Source organism: Acinetobacter sp. CIP 102136, from assembly GCF_000369685.1.
Lineage (GTDB): Bacteria > Pseudomonadota > Gammaproteobacteria > Pseudomonadales > Moraxellaceae > Acinetobacter > Acinetobacter fasciculus.
Genome location: NZ_KB850141.1, coordinates 374662 through 390945, shown reverse-complemented (window position 1 = coordinate 390945; position 16284 = coordinate 374662). Strand labels below are relative to the sequence as shown.

Below are 16284 nucleotides of genomic sequence, written 5' to 3'. Positions count from 1 at the left end.
GCTTAAGGTATTGAAAACTTCTACATCACCAAGCACTTATTTTTTAATTGGGACTTTAAAATGAAAAACGAAGATATGATACCTTGCCAGGATCTGGTTGAAGACAGTAACAACTCAAATAACACGCACTTCCAAACGATTCTGGACCAATATACTAGTCGTCGTAGCTTTATTGCGAAAACTACAAGTGGGGCAATGGCATTAGCATTTGCAGCAACAGTAAGTGGTTGTTCAGATGATGATAATGATTCTGGTACTCCTGACAGTAATCCAACTACACCGCCAGACACTACTAGCCCAGATCAACATGCCTGGAGTGACCTAAAAGCACGTCCGAATAAATTAGCCTTTGAGCCGGTTCGCAAGAATACCCAAAACTTCTTCAGTGTTCCTGAAGGTTATGAGCTTAAAGTATTGTATGCAGTAGGCGATCCAATCAACCCTGCTTATCCAGAAAAGACCGATACGACCTTAGCTTCTGGTGCCTCTTACCAGTTCCGTTCAGGCGATAACCATGATGGTATGAGCTTCTTCGGTATGCATCCAACCAACAAAAATTATGCTGCGAAAGAATCAACACAAGGTTTACTTGTTTTAAACCACGAATATCTACAACAATCTCAGCTCCATACACCAGAAGGTACAATTACTATCGATGGCGTACGTCCAGAAGATCAGGTACTCCGTGAAGTGAATGCGCATGGTGTTTCTGTTATTGAGATCAGCAAAGATGCAAATACACAAGACGTTAAAATCAACTTAAATTCTAATTTTAACCGTCGTATCACTGCAGCAACCGAGATGGAAATTAATGGACCAGCGCGTGGTTCTGACCTCGTCAAAACTATTTTCTCACCAGATGGAACATTGACTCGCGGTACCTTTGCCAACTGTGGTAATGGTTATACGCCATGGGGAACTTACTTAACGGCTGAAGAAAACTGGAGTGGTTATTTCGCTCGTCAAGCCAACGACACCCGCGCTATTGCAAAAGAAGAAATTTCATTATCTCGTTATGGTCGTGGTGGTACTGATGCCCGTTCGTCTCAATACCGCTGGAATACTCCTGTTGCTGAATTAACCGGTGATAAAGGACTTTATGATCGTTGGGATATTTCAGTTAAAGGCGCAAATGCTTTAGCAGATTATCGTAATGTCATGAATACCTGTGGCTTCATTGTAGAGATTGATCCATTTAGCGCGACTACACGTCCAGTTAAACGTACTGCACTGGGTCGTTTTGCACACGAAGACTGCCGCTGTAGCAACCCTATTCCGGGTCAGCCATTAGCGTTCTATATGGGTGATGACGCGACCGGCGAATATATCTATAAATTTGTTTCTGAAGCCGTCTGGGATCCAAAAGACATTAATGGTGGTTATACCGCTGGTGATAAATACATGGATAAAGGGACATTATATGTCGCTAAATTCAATGATGACGGTACAGGTGAATGGCTAGAACTGACTCATGGCAAAAATGGTTTAACTGCTGCCAATGAAATCTATCCGTTTGCAGGCCAAGATGACATCGTCATCAATGCCCGTCTTGCTGCTGACCATGTAGGTGCGACCAAAATGGACCGTCCAGAATGGGTTGCAGTGAATCCCGAAAATGGTGAAGTCTATGTAACGCTTACCAACAACGGTAACCGTGGACGTGCTTACCCAACCGATGCAGCCAACCCACGTAGCTACATCGACTTTAAAGGCTCGTCAGCTAGCAACTCAGGAAACATGAATGGTCATATCATTCGTTTCAGTGAAGCTAAAAACACAGTTACAGCAACAAGTTTTGCTTGGGATATTTTCCTGTTCGGTGCAGAAGCACGTGCTGCCTCTAACATCAACTTGTCAGGTCTGGATGATTTAAATGACTTCTCCAGCCCAGATGGCATGTGGTTCGATCCGCGCGGAATTCTGTGGATTCAGACCGATGATGGTCAGTATACCGATGAAACCAACTGTATGATGCTGGCAGCACTTCCGGGTACTGTAGGTGATGGTGCTAAAGCGCTTGCAGCCAGCACCAAAGCAGAAGGACAGGAAACCTTTGTTGGTGCCAAACTCAGCAATGATCGTGTTCGTCGCTTTTTGACTGGTCCATCGGGTTGTGAAATTACCGGCGTGACTATTACCCCGGACTATAAAGCGATCTTTGTCAACGTTCAGCATCCAGGGGGTGCATGGCCAGCCAACCAAAGCGAGCGTTATAGCCGTTTAAGCAAAGTACCTCGCTCTGCAACTGTGGTCATTACCCGTAAAGATGGTGGCGCCATTGCGGGTGAGGCTTTGGAACAAGCGAGCGTATAAAAAAAGCTGTTATTCAAAAATGCCGACGTCAAGTCGGCATTTTTTATATCCGGTGATTATTTCAGGCTAATTATTTTCTCAATAGTTTGACCTGCGGTCGCACCTTGTTGTGACTTCTCGATCCAGTGCCATCGTCCCTGCTGCATTCTCAAAAAATTGGAGCATCGGGTGCCATAGGCCGGACTCTGGATAAAAGTCGAAGACAGCAGCTGTTCCATTTCAACCGAGATGCCGGTGTCTGGCAGAAGTTCAGGAATCACCTTGCGTTCGTCTTCCAGAATATCCCAGACTGCATGACACAAATCTGCTTCTGCGATCTCCAGTTGTTGCAGCATCGGTAAAAATTCCTGGGTAAAGCGTTTACGTAAATGTCGGGTCTTGTACCAGTCTTCGCTCATCAGGCCATTCGAAACCACATAGACGCCATGGGCCAGTACTTGTGGTGCTTCACCGCGATTGCTCATATACACCGCCTGATCTTGATCGCCGATAAACAGGTTAAAGCCGGCATAGTCACACTGGCGTTGTTCCAGATCTTGAGCAAAACGAATCGGCGTTAAGTCAGAATCTAAAAAGTTCTGGATGATATGTCCACGTGAAGTCGGATAATGCCCTTTGTCCTGCCCATCACGAAAATTGGTAATCACCGCCCAGCGACTGGAAGCCGTAATCCCCATCCAGGTGCCGCCCGACTGTAGATCCTGTCCGGCAATTATCGGACTATTCTCCCATTCATGCAGCTCCTGCGTAGGACGCTGATAGAACTCATCCCGATTTGAAATCAGACATAATGAGCTCTGATCCAGAACCCGCCAAGCCAATGCCACGATACACATAATTTACGCTCTCGATCTTTACACATTGAATGTACAACATTTTTCTTTGCTTTAAGCTAAAATCTGTGCAAAACAGAATCACAAGGAACAGGAATGCTCACCTATCCCAATATTGATCCCGTCGCGATTTCGCTCGGGCCCTTACAAGTCCACTGGTATGGACTGATGTACTTACTGGCATTTTTATTTGCCTGGGGATTGGCGACGTTTCGCGCCAAACAACGTGGCTGGACACCGGATATGGTGTCTGACCTGATTTTCTTCGGTGCACTCGGTGTGATCATCGGTGGCCGTGTCGGTTATGTCTTCTTCTACGGTTTTTCTCAGTTCCTGGCCGATCCTTTATGGCTGTTCCAGATCTGGACCGGCGGTATGAGTTTCCATGGCGGTTTCCTCGGGGTCATTCTGGCCATGTTGTGGTGGTGCAAGAAATATAAGATGACCTGGTTCCAGACTCTGGATTTTATCGCACCTTGCGTACCGACAGGCTTGATGTTTGGCCGAATTGGTAACTTTATTGGTGGCGAACTGTATGGCCGTCAGGTCACCGACCCAAACTTTGCCTGGGGCATGATCTTTCCGACCGATCCGCTGCAACTGGTTCGTCATCCATCTCAACTCTATCAGGCACTATGTGAAGGCCTGATCCTGTTTATTATACTGTGGTGGTTCAGCTCGAAGCCACGTCCACGTATGGCAGTTTCTGCGCTGTTCCTGATCGGTTATGGCTTGGCACGTTTTGTGGTTGAATTCTTCCGTGAGCCGGACAATGGCCAACTGTTTATTGGCTGGATGAGCAAAGGACAATTCCTGAGCCTACCAATGATCCTGATTGGCTTGTGGATGATGTGGTATGCCTATCAGAAGAAAATATATGACTGGGGTCCACAAAAAAATAGCTGAGAAAATCGCGTAATTTAGCGAGGCAAAGGCCTCGCTTTTTTATACTCAAAATATGCTAAAGTGCCGATTATCTCTTCTATTCTTTCATCATTATGCTTGAGTTCTGGTTTAATCCGCAGGTATCTGTTCTCAAAAAACTATTGATCTTTATTGTGATTGCAGCGACAGCTGCAGGCTTGTACTGGATGGAACCACTGCCCTTAGATTCTATTTTGATGTTTGTCGGTACCGGCATCATTTTTCTGATCTGTCGTTACTGCAAAATCCACTTTGCCAGCAAAAATCCGACCGGTTTGCTGTATAGATTACTGACCTGGATTCCAATTGCCTTATTGATTGCTTTAGTTTTTATGAATATGCAACAGGGCGAAATCCTGATTCCGGGTGCACAAGGCATTGCCTTTATGGCACTGGCAATTTGTCTGTTTTCTCCACTGTCCCTGCTCAATCAGAACAAATCAGATTCGGGTTCACCCCATGCTTGAATTTTGGTATTCGGAACGCTGTAGCCGTCAAATCAAACTCATCGTTGTCATCGCGACCTGTATTTTTATTTATGCGGCATCGACTGTGGCCCAGTTAGATCCAGTATTTGTTGGGGTGAGTTTAGCGATTGGAATTGTCGTACATTTACTGCACCATTTTCGCCTGAAAATCTCAAAATCCAATCCCTATGCAAATGGCTTTAGCGCCTTGAGCCGGGTCATTCCCATCATTGCCTTAATTACCCTGTTTGGCTATTTGCCAGAACAGCACCAGCAATGGGGCAAATTTGCCTTGGGTCTGCAATGTCTTGGCTTTGCCGCGATTGGATTATTTATTGTTTCAATCTATGAAAGCCGTGCGAAGCGTTTTGAGGACTGATCACTTCGCAGTGTTTTCTTAGAAGTAAGTTTCCAGACGATAGTAACTATAAGTCACGTTTTTATTGCGATAAACCGCATGATCTCGCTGTTTAAAATCTGATACCCAGGCACTACCTGAATAAGCCGCGATATGTCCATATTTATGTCCCTGAGTACGGTCAATAATATAGATATCGCCTTTTTTCGGCCGATCAAAAGAAGCATTAATTTTCTTATAACCCAGCTGCATCAGGGTACTTCCCCAATCTGCCGCTGCGACCGGATGATTCACAATTTTCGCACCAGAAGATTGCAGACCGACACGAATACTGCGCGCACATTTCTGTGTACTGGTATTTCGGGTAATGCCTTGCAGATAACTGGTAAATTTCTCGATATTGATACGATGGCCATTGCTTACGCCTGAAGCGTTACGGACAGTGGCTTTTTGGGATGACTTTTTAGGTCTTTGCTCCGATTGGGAACGCACCATGATATTCGCTTGGACAGGAGCATATACTTCGCTCATGTTTACTTGATGATCATAGATCATGCCTTACCAACCGCTCCTCGCCTGTAATTTAGGCTTTCATATTGTTAACAAGCCGAGAATACTAGTCGTTTAAATGTTATCTTTCACATTAAAAATGTAAATAAATTTGTCTATTTTTCCGGCATTCAAATTAAGCCGTTCTTTCTCATACAGTTACAAAACCCATCATCTTTGCAAAAAAAATGTAAAGCAAAGCCAATTCCAATGCCTTGCAAAGCTTTTTCAGCCTGAAATACGCAAAATGAGTCCTTATCTTTTTCTACTCAAACGTGTGGATTTAATCTGTAGCTCGGCCATTTTCAGATAACATTTCACCACATGATTACATCATTTTGAGCTTTACCGCCTGTATTACACTGATGCGGCATTTTTAAACCTTGAACTAAACGGAGAAGAAAAATGAGTCAGACTTTAAGTACCGTTTCAAATTTTAATTTAGAACAATATTTAAGTACCTGGTATGACATTGCACACTTGCCGATGAAGCGCCAACCTGAAGACAGCACCGATATTTCTGCGGTATAGAGCTTGAATGAAAATGGCAAGGTGGATGAAGCCATTGCTGAAGCGATCATTGTCGATGCAGAACATGCCAAGCTTGAAATCAGATTTTTACCTGAAGGCTTGCATGGGATCCCGTTTACCAAGGGCGATTATTGGGTCTTAAAAATCGATCCGGATTATCAGACGGCACTCGTGGGCGAGCCAAATAAAGAATATTTATGGTGATTACATCGCGACACCAGTCTGGACGAAGCGACTCAACGCGAATATTTAAGTTATGCAGCACCCTTAGGTTATGATCTGTCTGATCTGATTCATACAGCGCATACTGGCCACAAAACCGCTTAAATTGCAATCAAAAGACCTCCATCAGGAGGTCTTTTTTATTCTCAATTTGGACGATGAAAGCTCATCAAAAAATGCTATGATGTGCGCAATTTAAATTGTCCCTTTCGACAGAAAATTGATTACAAAATAATCCATTTTGCTGTTAAAACGGCGATTTTCAACAGATTCAGATAGAGAGAACTATGCGCCAATATCTTGACCTTTTACAACATATCCTCGACAACGGCGGCGATAAAGGCGACCGTACCGGTACAGGTACACGTTCGGTATTTGGTCATCAAATGCGCTTTGATCTTTCGCAAGGTTTTCCTTTACTCACCACCAAAAAAGTTCATTTCCGTTCTATCGTGATTGAACTGTTGTGGTTCCTGAAAGGCAATACCAATGTTCAGTATTTAAAAGACAATAAAGTCTCGATTTGGGATGAATGGGCGACCGCAGAACAAACTGCGCGTTTTGGCCGTCCTGAAGGCGAATTAGGCCCAGTATATGGTCACCAATGGCGTAATTTTGGTGCCAGCAAAAATGCAGACAATAGCTATAACCAAGATGGTTTTGACCAGATCAAATGGTTGATCAATGAAATTAAAACTAATCCAAATTCGCGCCGTCTGATTGTATCGGGCTGGAACCCGAATGAAGCGGGTCAGGTCGCCTTACCCCCTTGCCATACCCTGTTCCAGTTTTTTGTGCACAATGGCAAATTGTCTTGTCAGTTGTATCAGCGCAGTGCCGATGTATTTTTGGGTGTACCATTTAATATTGCCAGCTATGCTTTGTTGACGCATATGATCGCGCAAGTCTGTGATCTGGAGGTTGGTGACTTTGTCTGGACTGGTGGCGATACCCACTTGTACAGCAATCATTTTGAACAGGCACAGTTGCAGCTTAGCCGTGAGCCACTCGGCCTTTGTCAATTAAAACTAAATCCTGAGATCAAAGACCTGTTCGATTTTAAATTTGAAGATATCGAAATTGTCGGTTATGAATCTCATCCAGGCATTAAAGCCCCTGTCGCTGTTTAATGTTCTTTATTATAAAGTTCCCTCTCTTCCTAGGAGAGGGCTAGGAAGAGGTTTTTTACCACACGTAAATCGCCAACTCCTTTCAAAATTATTCCTAGCCCTAAAGCATGAAGGCAATCAATATAGATTTTTAACCTTTCTTTCGTACCAGTAAAAAATTACACGAAGGACTTTGGGCTTGATAAGAAGGATTCAATACATGTCATTTCAAGATTTAGAAGTTGTACACGTCGTTGCCATGGATCAGCAGCGTTGTATCGGCAAGGGCAATGACCTACCTTGGCATATCTCTGCCGACCTGAAACACTTCAAGGAAATCACCCAAGGCGGTGTGGTGGTGATGGGTCGCAAGACACTAGAATCGATGGGACGTACCTTGCCTAAACGCGTGAACTGGGTCATTACCCGTGATCCAGACTGGGCATTTGCAGGCACCAAAGTCGCTTATAGCATTGAAGATGCGCTGAGTCAGGCCGTTGCAGATGTAAAGGCTTCAGAAAAACCTGAAACCATTTTCATCATTGGTGGTGGTGAAATCTTTAAACAGACTATGGATATTGCAGACCGTCTGGAACTGACCCATGTCGAACTGGATGTACAGGGCGATGCCTATTATCCAGCGATTCCAGCAGAATTTAAAAAAGTCGCTGCCGAGCAACATATCGACGACAAAACCGGCATTGCTTTTGAGTTCGCAACCTACAGAAAATAAAGCCTATTTCTCAGGAAAAAGTGATGATGCAGGGACGCGAATACATCTCCAGACATTGGAGTCTGTGGCTACTGGGCAGCCTGTTTACTTTATTCGTCCTTCTGTCGAGCCTGTGGTTCAGCCTGATGCTCTGGGTTCATCAACCCCTCGGAAAAATCGGCAGCTTGATGCTGATTGGACTCTGGCTGACCTTTGCGCTGGTCGTTCTCGGGATTTATTTCACCCGGCATCTGATCTCCCGCCAAGTGGATAGCGTTCTTTATCTTCTGGCCTTTTTATTCTGTCTGCTAGGATATTTCAGTCTGGAAGCGCGTCAGGATCGAGAGTGGAATCCTGAGGTTTCCCAGCTTCTGCATTATGAGCTGCAAGGCGATCAGGTTACCTTACACAATATCCGCAACTTTGACTGGCAGGCCGATGGTCGCTATATCGAACGCTGGGAAAGCCGCAGTTTTGATCTGAATCAGATTACTGGCGTGAACATCATTACTTCCTACTGGATGGGGCCTAAAATTGCCCATACCCTGGTCAGCTTCGATTTTGCCAATCAAAAGCCACTCACCTTCTCGATTGAAATCCGCAAGGAAAAGAATGAAGAGTTTTCAGCGATTGGTGGCTTTTTCCGAAAATATGAACTGAGTCTGGTCGCATCGGATGAAAAGGATATTGTCTATACCCGTAGCAATGTCCGTGGTGAACAGGTCTATTTTTTCCCAGTCAAAATGCCGCAAGCTCAGGCTAAAGCGCTATTCAAGGAATATCTGCGTCAGGCCGATGAGCTGGCCCAAAAGCCAAAATGGTACAATACCCTGACCAGTAATTGCACCACACTAGTCTTTGATATGGTTCAGGCGATATCGCAACAACAGCTACCCTCAGATTACCGGTTGCTGGCCTCCGGCTATTTACCGAATTATCTCTATGATCTTAAAGTACTAGAACAGTCTTGGGATATGCACACTTGGTATCAACGGGCACATGTCAATCCACGGGTAGAACGCACCGCTAATCTCTCCAGTCAGGACTATTCACGCCTGATCCGGCAGGGCCTACCAAAACCCGACATGCAATAACTGTGTAGCAAATCCACTTCAATAAAGATACAAAATCAACTGGAACCTTGATCATTTTTTTGTTTATATACAAACAGCTAGTCAATGATCAGAGTATCTCTCATGCTAAAAAAATTAACTGCAATCGCGATTTTAGGCTCGGTTTTAACGGTCATGGGCTGCGAAACTGTACCCAATACAGCCACGACACAAACCGCGAATCATTTACAACTTTTGCAAAATCGTATCTGGATTGCAACCCAGATTGGCAATACTGAAATCAAGACGGTGCCAACCGCACGCAATGTTCCGAGTCTGCAATTTGATGCCAGTACCCAGCGCGTTTCAGGTTCAGATAGCTGTAACCGGATTATGGGCAGCTACACAGCAGCAAAAGACACGCTGACCCTGAGCCAGATGGCCACTACCCGTATGGCTTGCATGAACAACGATCAGCTTGATCAGAAATTTAATGAAGCTTTAGCCAAAGTGACTCATTATCAAGTGTTTGGTAAAACCTTAAAATTACTGGATCGCCATGGAAATCTCTTGATCCAGCTGGAAAGTGCTGTTCAGCCGCGTTAATACTTCCCTACAAAAAGCCTGTATGGACAGGCTTTTTTATCTTTCATACTGATGAGCTGGAATTTAACCATCAGCCCGATTGAGTTATTTAATTGAATGAGGAATCAACCATGCAACAGGCACTTTTCGGTGGGGGATGCTTTTGGTGTACTGAAGCCGTATTTTTACAGATTCAGGGAGTTCAGCAAGTCGTCAGCGGTTACGCAGGTGGGCACACAACTCAGCCAAACTATGATGATGTCTGTGGTGGCAATACCGGCCATGCCGAAGTCATTCTGATCGATTTCGATGAAAACCAGATTAACTATAACCAATTGCTCGATGTCTTTTTTGCGACCCATGATCCAACCACATTAAACCGTCAAGGCAATGATGTCGGCACCCAGTATCGTTCTGTGATTTATTATCTGAATGATGAGCAGCAGCAACAGGCGCAGCAGGCGATGGATGCCCTGAAAGCCGATGGCATCAATGTGGTAACTGAACTGAGCCCTGCCCCGACTTTCTATCCGGCGGAAGACTATCATCAAAACTTCTTTGCCAAGAATCCGACCCAGGGCTATTGCAATTTTGCCATTCCGCCAAAATTGAATAAATTACGCAGCAAATTTACGACCTTGTTAAAAACTCATTAAGTTTCATGAAAAATGGGCATAAAAAAGCGACTGATTGCAGTCGCTTTTTTTATTATCTGAATCTTAGTTATCGGTTGCAAAAGCAATATCGTTGAGTCCGGCTCCACTCGCGCGCGACATGACTTGTGCCACCGAGTCATAACGTGATTCTTTATCCGCTTTCAGCACAATGGTCGGCTGACGCTCAGCTTGGCCCGCTTCATTAAAACGGGTTTCAAGTTGTTCCAGCGTCAGCACATCGCCATTCCAGGCAATGTCACCTTCGGCATTGATGCTGATCGTGACATTTTCAGGCGGCAGATCAATAATTTCCGCAGTCGTTTGTGGCAAGGTTAATGGAATTGATGGGTTCGCAACGGTCGCTGTCACCAGAAAGATGATCATCAATACCAACATAATGTCGATGAGGGGAATGAGGTTCATCTCATTCATGCCTACATCGTTGTCTTCACCCAGTTGAAAAGCCATTAAGCTTGACCTCCCACGAAACTCTGTTGTGTTACTTTTTCATCAGACTTTTTTGCAGCAGATTCCTGTTGCAGCATGGTATCAATCAACAGACCATGTGCCTGATCTTGTAATTCATGAGCCAAGCCACGATTAGCACGGACACAGATGTTATAAGCCAGTACCGCAGGAATTGCGACTGCCAGACCTAAGCCGGTCATAATCAAGGCTTCACCGACTGGGGTTGCCACTTGTGCCAGACCAGCCTGACCACTTTTACCAACAGCAACCAGTGCATGGAAGATACCCCATACCGTACCGAATAAACCAACGAACGGTGAAATTGAGGCAATCGTACCCAGAACTGATACACCTTTTTCGGCATTGGCTTTCTCTGCTGAAATCTGGCGTAACAGCGCCTGTTCTGCCACTGCTTTACGCTGTTCAAAGCCCAAAGGAGCCAGTTTGGTTTTCAGTTGTTCCAATGCCTTAGATAACTGAGCATAGGCAATCTGTTTCAGTTGGCGAGTGCCCATCAAACGCAGCACAAAAATGGTCCATGTCGCAATCGACATTGCCAATAACACGAAATACAGCGTTTTACTGACTGCATCAGCGTGTTGCCAATAAACTGAAAAGTTCATATTCGAACTCCTAATGGGTGAGCCGTTATTTAACCTGAAAATCGAAAGGCTGTTCCACGCGTGTTGGATAAGCCACACCATTTTCAACATATTTGGTGAGTTGTGCACGACGTACCGCTGCTTCTACTTTGCGCGTTACCGCCGGGCTACAACTTGAATTTCGTGCAGTTGCAGAGACTACTTTACCCTGCTCATTCGCTGAAACATCTACTACCAGTGAACAGGCTGATTTTAATTCACCTGCAGAGAGTGAGACTTTTGGTGAACGCTGCCAGGACACGCCCCCACCAATCGATACACTTTTCGGGGATGGCGGCGCAGCAGGTGCTGGCGGTGTCACAGGCGCAGGTGGCGCGACCGGAGCAGGTGCCGGTTTAATTTTAGTTTCAGTGACCACTGTCGGTACAACCGGACTTGGGGTTGGTTTTGCTTCAACTGGTGGTGCTTTAACCACTTTTGGCGCTTCAGCCTTTTTCACCTGCTCGATTTTTTCTACTTTTTTCGGTGGTGGTGGCAGCGGTTTATCGACAATTTTGACTTCTTTAGGCTTAGGCGGCTCTTTTTGTGGCTCGGCCTTCGGCTTTGGCGGTAAAGGTTTTGGCGCTTCCTGGAGTTTAACAAAGCGCACTTTTAAGGGTTGCTTATCAATGGGTGTCAGCTCAGGTGCTTTCATCTGGCTGATCGCATATAACACACCCACATGCCCAACCAGTACAGCCGCCACGATAGAGATGACTTTCTTTTTCATCTGATTCGGCGGTGTAGGCATTTGGGGCGCAGCAACTTGACTCATTAAATCTATTACCTTGAGGAGATGATGTGGAACAAACTATCAAGCTCATCGGTTAGCACAATTAAAGTATGCCAATAATAAATGAGAAGTGTTTTCATTTGCAACCGCTAATCCTACCTTTGACTGACTTTTTTTGCATCAAAACAAAAAAAGGCACACTAAAAGTATGCCTTTTTAAAATGCAATGCAAGTCTTATTGGAACACGACAGTCTTGTTGCCATCGACAATAATACGGTCTTCCAGATGCCATTTCACCGCGCGGGCCAATACATTACGTTCCACGTCCTGACCGAGTTCACGTAACTGTTCAACAGTAAAGTCATGGTTCACGCGCTCCACATCCTGCTCGATGATCGGACCTTGATCCAGATCAGCAGTCACATAGTGCGCAGTTGCACCAATCAGCTTCACGCCTTTTTCATAGGCCTGTTTGTACGGATTGGCACCCACGAAAGCTGGCAGGAAAGAATGATGAATGTTGATCACTTTCATTTCCCACTTGCTGACAAATTCTTCATCTAAAATCTGCATATAACGTGCCAGCACCAACAAGTCATTGCCTTGCATCAGCTGATCAATTTCTGCATAAGCTTCAGGTTTGTTGTCTTTGTTCACCGGCACGACTTCAAATGGAATGCCAAAGTTTTCAACTGCTTCGCGTAAAGTCTCGTGATTCGATACCACTTTGGTAATTTCACAAGGCAAACCACCACGTGCATGACGCCATAACAGCTCAAGCAAGGCATGATCGACTTTAGACACCAAAATACCGACTTTTTTCACGTCACTGACCAGCGCCAGACGCCATTGCATGCCATAGCGTTCCGCCACATTTGCTGCAAAAGTCTGAGTAATACTTTCTTTGCGACTTTGAAGATTATCTAATTCAAATTCAACGCGCATGAAGTAACGTCCGCCCTGCGCTGCTGTCGCATATTGGTCAAGCGCAGTAATGTTGGCACCTTGATGATACAAGAAGCTCGAAACAGCCTGCACGATGCCCGGCTTGTCTTCACAAGTAATCAATAAACGTGCGGTGTTAGCAGTCGTCATATTCATGTTGGTTTAAGTCACTAATCAGTTAAATTAAAAAATAAGCCGAGTATTCTAACGCGTTTCTTGAATATTCTGAATAGTTTGTTCAGATTCAGTGTCTTTAGAAGAAGACAGGCTGGCAAAAAGTTCCGAAGAGCCCAAACTGCTCAATAAACCTTCATAGGTTTGACGACTTTCACCCCGTAAATACGCCCCTTCCAGGAATACCATCTGGCGCAGTGCCTGCCAGACCCATTTTTCTTCCAGCGTATTGGAATCAGTCAGATGTCCTGACATATACAGGAAGTTGGTCCAGTTGGTCAGGACAATCCACAGGTTGATGATCAGGGCTTCAATTTCTGAATCGGTCATGTCCATCAGGCCTGCATTAACAAAGCCCTTATAGATTTTCTGGCCCTGCTGCATCACCTGTCCGGCAAAGCGTGGATACATCTTGCGAAAATCTTCGTTATTTTCTACCAGATGATACACATCACGATGCAGGAAACGATAAGCCCATAGCTGACTGCTCAGTACCTGAAAATAATGCACCTTGTCATTGGCATCCAGCGCACGGTCATCCGGCAGCGCCAGCATTTCCAGGGTCTGATGCTGGTACTGTTCCATCAATTCTTTAATAATTTCATTTTTATTGCGGAAATGATAATACAGGTTACCCGGGCTCATGCCGAGTTCAGCCGCAATATGATTGGTGGTTACCGATCGTTCGCCACGCTCGTTAAACAGCTGCAAACTGAGCTGCAAGATACGCTCTTTAGTTTTTAAGGTTTTGGTTTGGGACATCCTAAAATAACCATTCAGTTCATGCATTAGCAGGCTAACACACAAAGTCACTTGACTAATTAGAGTATTTACTCTAAAAATTAATTAATCGATTTTTGAATAATGGTAGTGCGGCATGAACAGTCACACAAAAACAACATCAATGACACCACATTTTTTTGATAGCCAATATCTGAATGAAGTCTTGGCGCAACAAAAACACGCTTACTTACACTACCCTCTGCCGACTGCAAAGGAACGTATCGATCGTTTAGCTCGACTTAAGCGTATCTTAGTTAAGTATCAAGATCAATTTGCTGATGCAATTAATCAGGACTATGGTAACCGTTCAATCGGGGAAACCAAGATTGGTGAACTGCTCACCTGTCTGGAACATATCAAATATTACAGCAAAAACCTGACCCGATGGATGAAACCTTCCAAGCGTCATGTAGGCATTATTCATCAGCCGGCTAAAGCCTGGGTACAATATCAGCCTTTAGGCGTAGTCGGAATTATTGCACCGTGGAACTACCCGCTGCTGCTGTCTATCGGTCCGCTGATCTGCGCTCTGGCTGCAGGCAACCATGCCATGATCAAAATTTCCAGTGCATCCGCTGCCTTTGGTGAAGTTTTAGAAAAAGCTTTGGCTGAAGCCTTCCCTAAAGAATTGGTCGCTGTAGTGAATGGTGGCGGTGTAATTTCAGATGCCTTCTGTCGCTTGCCTTTCGATAAACTGATTTTCACTGGCTCAACTGCAGTCGGTAAAACCGTCATGGCAGCCGCTGCCGAAAATCTGGTGCCGGTGATTCTGGAACTGGGCGGTAAATCGCCAGTACTGGTGCATCCATCGATTGATCTGCGCGATGTCGCGCAGCGGATTGCGGTGGGCAAACTCTGGAATGCCGGTCAGACCTGTGTAGCGCCAGACTATATGTTCCTGCCTCTCGGAAAAACTGCCGAGTTCATTGATCACTTTAAAGCCTGTGTCGAAAGCATGTATCCGGATATCACCCATAATCAGGATTACACCTCGATTATTAATGTCAAACAATATAACCGTCTGCAAGGCTATCTGGATGATGCGCGTGAACAGGGTGCGCAAGTCATTGAAATTAATCCGCGTAGTGAAAACTCGGCTGATCTGCGCAAGATTGCACCGACCATCGTGACCAATGTCACCCCGATGATGCAGATCATGCAGCATGAAATCTTTGGTCCGCTGTTACCGATCATGGAATATGATCAAATTGACGATGTCATCGACTTTATTAATAGCCGTCCACGCCCACTTGCTTTATACTACTTCGACTTTGATCAGGCGCGTGCCGATTATGTCGCACAGCGTACCCATTCAGGGCATTTCGGGCAAAATACGGTACTGACCCATGTTGCGCAGGACGATCTACCATTTGGGGGTGTCGGTGCATCAGGTATGGGTAAATACCATGGCCCAGAAGGCTTCTTCAGTTTGTCGCATGAACGCTCAGTAATGTCGAATCCAAAGCTGTATAGCTTGAAATACATTCTGCCACCGTTCAATAAACCGATTCACAAGCTGATTTCGAAGACACTTCTCCGCTAAATGATCAAGGCATGAGCTATCGATATAGTTCGTGCCGCGTTTTGACGAAAATCGCTTGTCTTTTAAGCGCATTTTTGATATAAAACGCCCCTTGAATGATTTCAATCCGTTTATTTTTGACTGGCCATACAGATTTGCTGTTGGCTAAATCAATGGAGTTACACCATGTCTAAGGTTTGCCAAGTTACCGGCAAGCGTCCAGTCGTTGGTAACAACGTCTCACACGCCAACAACAAAACTAAGCGCCGGTTCGAGCCGAACCTGCACCACCACCGTTTCTGGTTAGAAAGCGAAAAACGTTTTGTACGTCTTCGTTTAACCACTAAAGGTATGCGTATTATCGACAAATTGGGCATTGAAAAGGTTGTTGCTGACCTACGTGCTCAAGGTCAAAAGATCTAAGGAGTCTGAACCATGCGTGATAAAATTCGCTTAGTTTCTTCAGCTGGTACAGGTTATTTCTATACCACGACTAAGAACAAACGTACTATGCCGGAAAAAATGGAAATCAAAAAATTTGATCCAAAAATCCGTCAACACGTAATCTTCAAAGAAGCTAAAATCAAATAATTTTAGTTTCTTTAAAAAAACGACCTTTGCGGGTCGTTTTTTTTTGCACTTTTTTTATCCGGCTTGATAAACTTTCTGCATGTTTTGGCACTTTTTGTGCTTATTTCCCAGCAAA

General features: G+C 44.9%; 21 protein-coding genes. 14 read left to right on the top strand and 7 right to left on the bottom strand.

The features are described from left to right. Positions 1 to 60 precede the first annotated feature (60 nt). On the top strand, positions 61 to 2313 hold the full coding sequence (locus F893_RS04710) for a PhoX family protein (RefSeq protein WP_005250669.1): 2253 nt from the start codon (positions 61 to 63) through the stop codon (positions 2311 to 2313). A gap of 56 nt (positions 2314 to 2369) precedes the next feature. On the opposite strand, the gene F893_RS04705 is transcribed toward F893_RS04710, so the two are convergent. Beyond that, positions 2370 to 3149 carry an NRDE family protein gene (locus tag F893_RS04705; RefSeq protein WP_005250667.1) on the bottom strand — a complete coding sequence of 260 codons (780 nt, stop codon included), beginning with the start codon at positions 3147 to 3149 and terminating at the stop codon, positions 2370 to 2372. A 93-nt stretch (positions 3150 to 3242) separates the two neighbouring features. On the opposite strand from F893_RS04705, the gene lgt reads away from it, so the two are divergent. From lgt to F893_RS04690, 3 genes are all read left to right on the top strand, one after another. Beyond that, positions 3243 to 4052, top strand: a complete 810-nt coding sequence (gene lgt / locus F893_RS04700; protein WP_005250665.1) for a prolipoprotein diacylglyceryl transferase — start codon at positions 3243 to 3245, stop codon at positions 4050 to 4052. A gap of 92 nt (positions 4053 to 4144) precedes the next feature. Next, a complete protein-coding gene (locus F893_RS04695; RefSeq protein WP_005250664.1) occupies positions 4145 to 4537 on the top strand; it encodes a hypothetical protein in 393 nt (130 codons plus the stop codon). Then, entirely contained in the window at positions 4530 to 4916 is a 387-nt protein-coding gene (locus F893_RS04690) for a hypothetical protein (RefSeq protein WP_005250661.1), read from the top strand. Before F893_RS04695 ends, F893_RS04690 begins: the two co-directional genes overlap by 8 nt. 18 nt (positions 4917 to 4934) lie before the next feature. Here F893_RS04690 and F893_RS04685 read toward each other — a convergent pair whose 3' ends face one another. Then, positions 4935 to 5450: a hypothetical protein gene (locus F893_RS04685; RefSeq protein WP_005107935.1), complete on the bottom strand. Its 516-nt coding sequence runs from the start codon at positions 5448 to 5450 to the stop codon at positions 4935 to 4937. 399 nt (positions 5451 to 5849) lie between these two features. On the opposite strand from F893_RS04685, the gene F893_RS18245 reads away from it, so the two are divergent. The 7 genes from F893_RS18245 to msrA all read left to right on the top strand — a co-directional run bounded on the left by F893_RS18245 (position 5850) and on the right by msrA (position 10311). Continuing rightward, positions 5850 to 5975 carry a lipocalin/fatty acid-binding family protein gene (locus F893_RS18245; RefSeq protein ID WP_005245940.1) on the top strand — a complete coding sequence of 42 codons (126 nt, stop codon included), beginning with the start codon at positions 5850 to 5852 and terminating at the stop codon, positions 5973 to 5975. 3 nt (positions 5976 to 5978) lie between these two features. Further along, a complete protein-coding gene (locus F893_RS18240; protein ID WP_005250658.1) occupies positions 5979 to 6179 on the top strand; it encodes a lipocalin family protein in 201 nt (66 codons plus the stop codon). Between the two features lie 305 nt (positions 6180 to 6484). Further along, positions 6485 to 7327, top strand: a complete 843-nt coding sequence (gene thyA, locus F893_RS04675; protein WP_005250656.1) for a thymidylate synthase — start codon at positions 6485 to 6487, stop codon at positions 7325 to 7327. A 199-nt stretch (positions 7328 to 7526) separates the two neighbouring features. After that, complete coding sequence (locus F893_RS04670) at positions 7527 to 8039, top strand: dihydrofolate reductase (RefSeq protein WP_004278430.1); 513 nt, start codon at positions 7527 to 7529, stop codon at positions 8037 to 8039. A gap of 23 nt (positions 8040 to 8062) precedes the next feature. Beyond that, positions 8063 to 9112, top strand: coding sequence for a DUF4105 domain-containing protein (locus tag F893_RS04665; protein ID WP_005250654.1), 1050 nt, complete (start codon positions 8063 to 8065; stop codon positions 9110 to 9112). Between the two features lie 102 nt (positions 9113 to 9214). Then, positions 9215 to 9676 (top strand): META domain-containing protein, encoded by a 462-nt coding sequence (locus F893_RS04660; protein WP_004647415.1) that lies wholly within the window; start codon positions 9215 to 9217, stop codon positions 9674 to 9676. 110 nt (positions 9677 to 9786) lie between these two features. Further along, positions 9787 to 10311: a peptide-methionine (S)-S-oxide reductase MsrA gene (msrA, locus tag F893_RS04655; protein WP_004647414.1), complete on the top strand. Its 525-nt coding sequence runs from the start codon at positions 9787 to 9789 to the stop codon at positions 10309 to 10311. Positions 10312 to 10374: 63 nt separating this feature from the next. Here msrA and F893_RS04650 read toward each other — a convergent pair whose 3' ends face one another. The 5 genes from F893_RS04650 to F893_RS04630 all read right to left on the bottom strand — a co-directional run bounded on the left by F893_RS04650 (position 10375) and on the right by F893_RS04630 (position 14035). Further along, on the bottom strand, positions 10375 to 10779 hold the full coding sequence (locus tag F893_RS04650) for an ExbD/TolR family protein (protein WP_005250651.1): 405 nt from the start codon (positions 10777 to 10779) through the stop codon (positions 10375 to 10377). After that, a complete protein-coding gene (locus tag F893_RS04645; protein WP_005250649.1) occupies positions 10779 to 11402 on the bottom strand; it encodes a MotA/TolQ/ExbB proton channel family protein in 624 nt (207 codons plus the stop codon). The genes F893_RS04650 and F893_RS04645 overlap by 1 nt, the downstream gene beginning before the upstream one ends. Positions 11403 to 11427: 25 nt before the next feature. Continuing rightward, positions 11428 to 12195: an energy transducer TonB gene (locus F893_RS04640; RefSeq protein ID WP_005250647.1), complete on the bottom strand. Its 768-nt coding sequence runs from the start codon at positions 12193 to 12195 to the stop codon at positions 11428 to 11430. 193 nt (positions 12196 to 12388) lie between these two features. Continuing rightward, positions 12389 to 13255 carry a formyltetrahydrofolate deformylase gene (gene purU / locus F893_RS04635; protein ID WP_005250645.1) on the bottom strand — a complete coding sequence of 289 codons (867 nt, stop codon included), beginning with the start codon at positions 13253 to 13255 and terminating at the stop codon, positions 12389 to 12391. A gap of 48 nt (positions 13256 to 13303) precedes the next feature. Beyond that, positions 13304 to 14035 carry a TetR/AcrR family transcriptional regulator gene (locus F893_RS04630; protein ID WP_004278438.1) on the bottom strand — a complete coding sequence of 244 codons (732 nt, stop codon included), beginning with the start codon at positions 14033 to 14035 and terminating at the stop codon, positions 13304 to 13306. Between the two features lie 115 nt (positions 14036 to 14150). On the opposite strand from F893_RS04630, the gene F893_RS04625 reads away from it, so the two are divergent. From F893_RS04625 to rpmG, 3 genes are all read left to right on the top strand, one after another. Further along, entirely contained in the window at positions 14151 to 15599 is a 1449-nt protein-coding gene (locus F893_RS04625; RefSeq protein WP_004278439.1) for a coniferyl aldehyde dehydrogenase, read from the top strand. A 165-nt stretch (positions 15600 to 15764) separates the two neighbouring features. After that, on the top strand, positions 15765 to 16001 hold the full coding sequence (rpmB, locus tag F893_RS04620) for a 50S ribosomal protein L28 (RefSeq protein WP_000048256.1): 237 nt from the start codon (positions 15765 to 15767) through the stop codon (positions 15999 to 16001). Positions 16002 to 16013: 12 nt separating this feature from the next. Next, positions 16014 to 16169, top strand: a complete 156-nt coding sequence (rpmG, locus tag F893_RS04615) for a 50S ribosomal protein L33 (protein ID WP_001205031.1) — start codon at positions 16014 to 16016, stop codon at positions 16167 to 16169. The last annotated feature ends 115 nt before the right edge of the window (positions 16170 to 16284 follow it).

Excerpts from the sequence above, each read along its gene's own strand:
- F893_RS04710 (WP_005250669.1), top strand. The coding sequence starts at position 61 with ATGAAAAACGAAGATATGATACCTTGCCAGGATCTGGTTGAAGACAGT.
- F893_RS04705 (WP_005250667.1), bottom strand. The coding sequence starts at position 3,149 with ATGTGTATCGTGGCATTGGCTTGGCGGGTTCTGGATCAGAGCTCATTA.
- lgt (WP_005250665.1), top strand. The coding sequence starts at position 3,243 with ATGCTCACCTATCCCAATATTGATCCCGTCGCGATTTCGCTCGGGCCC.
- F893_RS04695 (WP_005250664.1), top strand. The coding sequence starts at position 4,145 with ATGCTTGAGTTCTGGTTTAATCCGCAGGTATCTGTTCTCAAAAAACTA.
- F893_RS04690 (WP_005250661.1), top strand. The coding sequence starts at position 4,530 with ATGCTTGAATTTTGGTATTCGGAACGCTGTAGCCGTCAAATCAAACTC.
- F893_RS04685 (WP_005107935.1), bottom strand. The coding sequence starts at position 5,450 with ATGATCTATGATCATCAAGTAAACATGAGCGAAGTATATGCTCCTGTC.
- F893_RS18245 (WP_005245940.1), top strand. The coding sequence starts at position 5,850 with ATGAGTCAGACTTTAAGTACCGTTTCAAATTTTAATTTAGAACAATAT.
- thyA (WP_005250656.1), top strand. The coding sequence starts at position 6,485 with ATGCGCCAATATCTTGACCTTTTACAACATATCCTCGACAACGGCGGC.
- F893_RS04670 (WP_004278430.1), top strand. The coding sequence starts at position 7,527 with ATGTCATTTCAAGATTTAGAAGTTGTACACGTCGTTGCCATGGATCAG.
- F893_RS04665 (WP_005250654.1), top strand. The coding sequence starts at position 8,063 with ATGATGCAGGGACGCGAATACATCTCCAGACATTGGAGTCTGTGGCTA.
- F893_RS04660 (WP_004647415.1), top strand. The coding sequence starts at position 9,215 with ATGCTAAAAAAATTAACTGCAATCGCGATTTTAGGCTCGGTTTTAACG.
- msrA (WP_004647414.1), top strand. The coding sequence starts at position 9,787 with ATGCAACAGGCACTTTTCGGTGGGGGATGCTTTTGGTGTACTGAAGCC.
- F893_RS04650 (WP_005250651.1), bottom strand. The coding sequence starts at position 10,779 with ATGGCTTTTCAACTGGGTGAAGACAACGATGTAGGCATGAATGAGATG.
- F893_RS04645 (WP_005250649.1), bottom strand. The coding sequence starts at position 11,402 with ATGAACTTTTCAGTTTATTGGCAACACGCTGATGCAGTCAGTAAAACG.
- F893_RS04640 (WP_005250647.1), bottom strand. The coding sequence starts at position 12,195 with ATGAGTCAAGTTGCTGCGCCCCAAATGCCTACACCGCCGAATCAGATG.
- purU (WP_005250645.1), bottom strand. The coding sequence starts at position 13,255 with ATGAATATGACGACTGCTAACACCGCACGTTTATTGATTACTTGTGAA.
- F893_RS04630 (WP_004278438.1), bottom strand. The coding sequence starts at position 14,035 with ATGTCCCAAACCAAAACCTTAAAAACTAAAGAGCGTATCTTGCAGCTC.
- F893_RS04625 (WP_004278439.1), top strand. The coding sequence starts at position 14,151 with ATGAACAGTCACACAAAAACAACATCAATGACACCACATTTTTTTGAT.
- rpmB (WP_000048256.1), top strand. The coding sequence starts at position 15,765 with ATGTCTAAGGTTTGCCAAGTTACCGGCAAGCGTCCAGTCGTTGGTAAC.
- rpmG (WP_001205031.1), top strand. The coding sequence starts at position 16,014 with ATGCGTGATAAAATTCGCTTAGTTTCTTCAGCTGGTACAGGTTATTTC.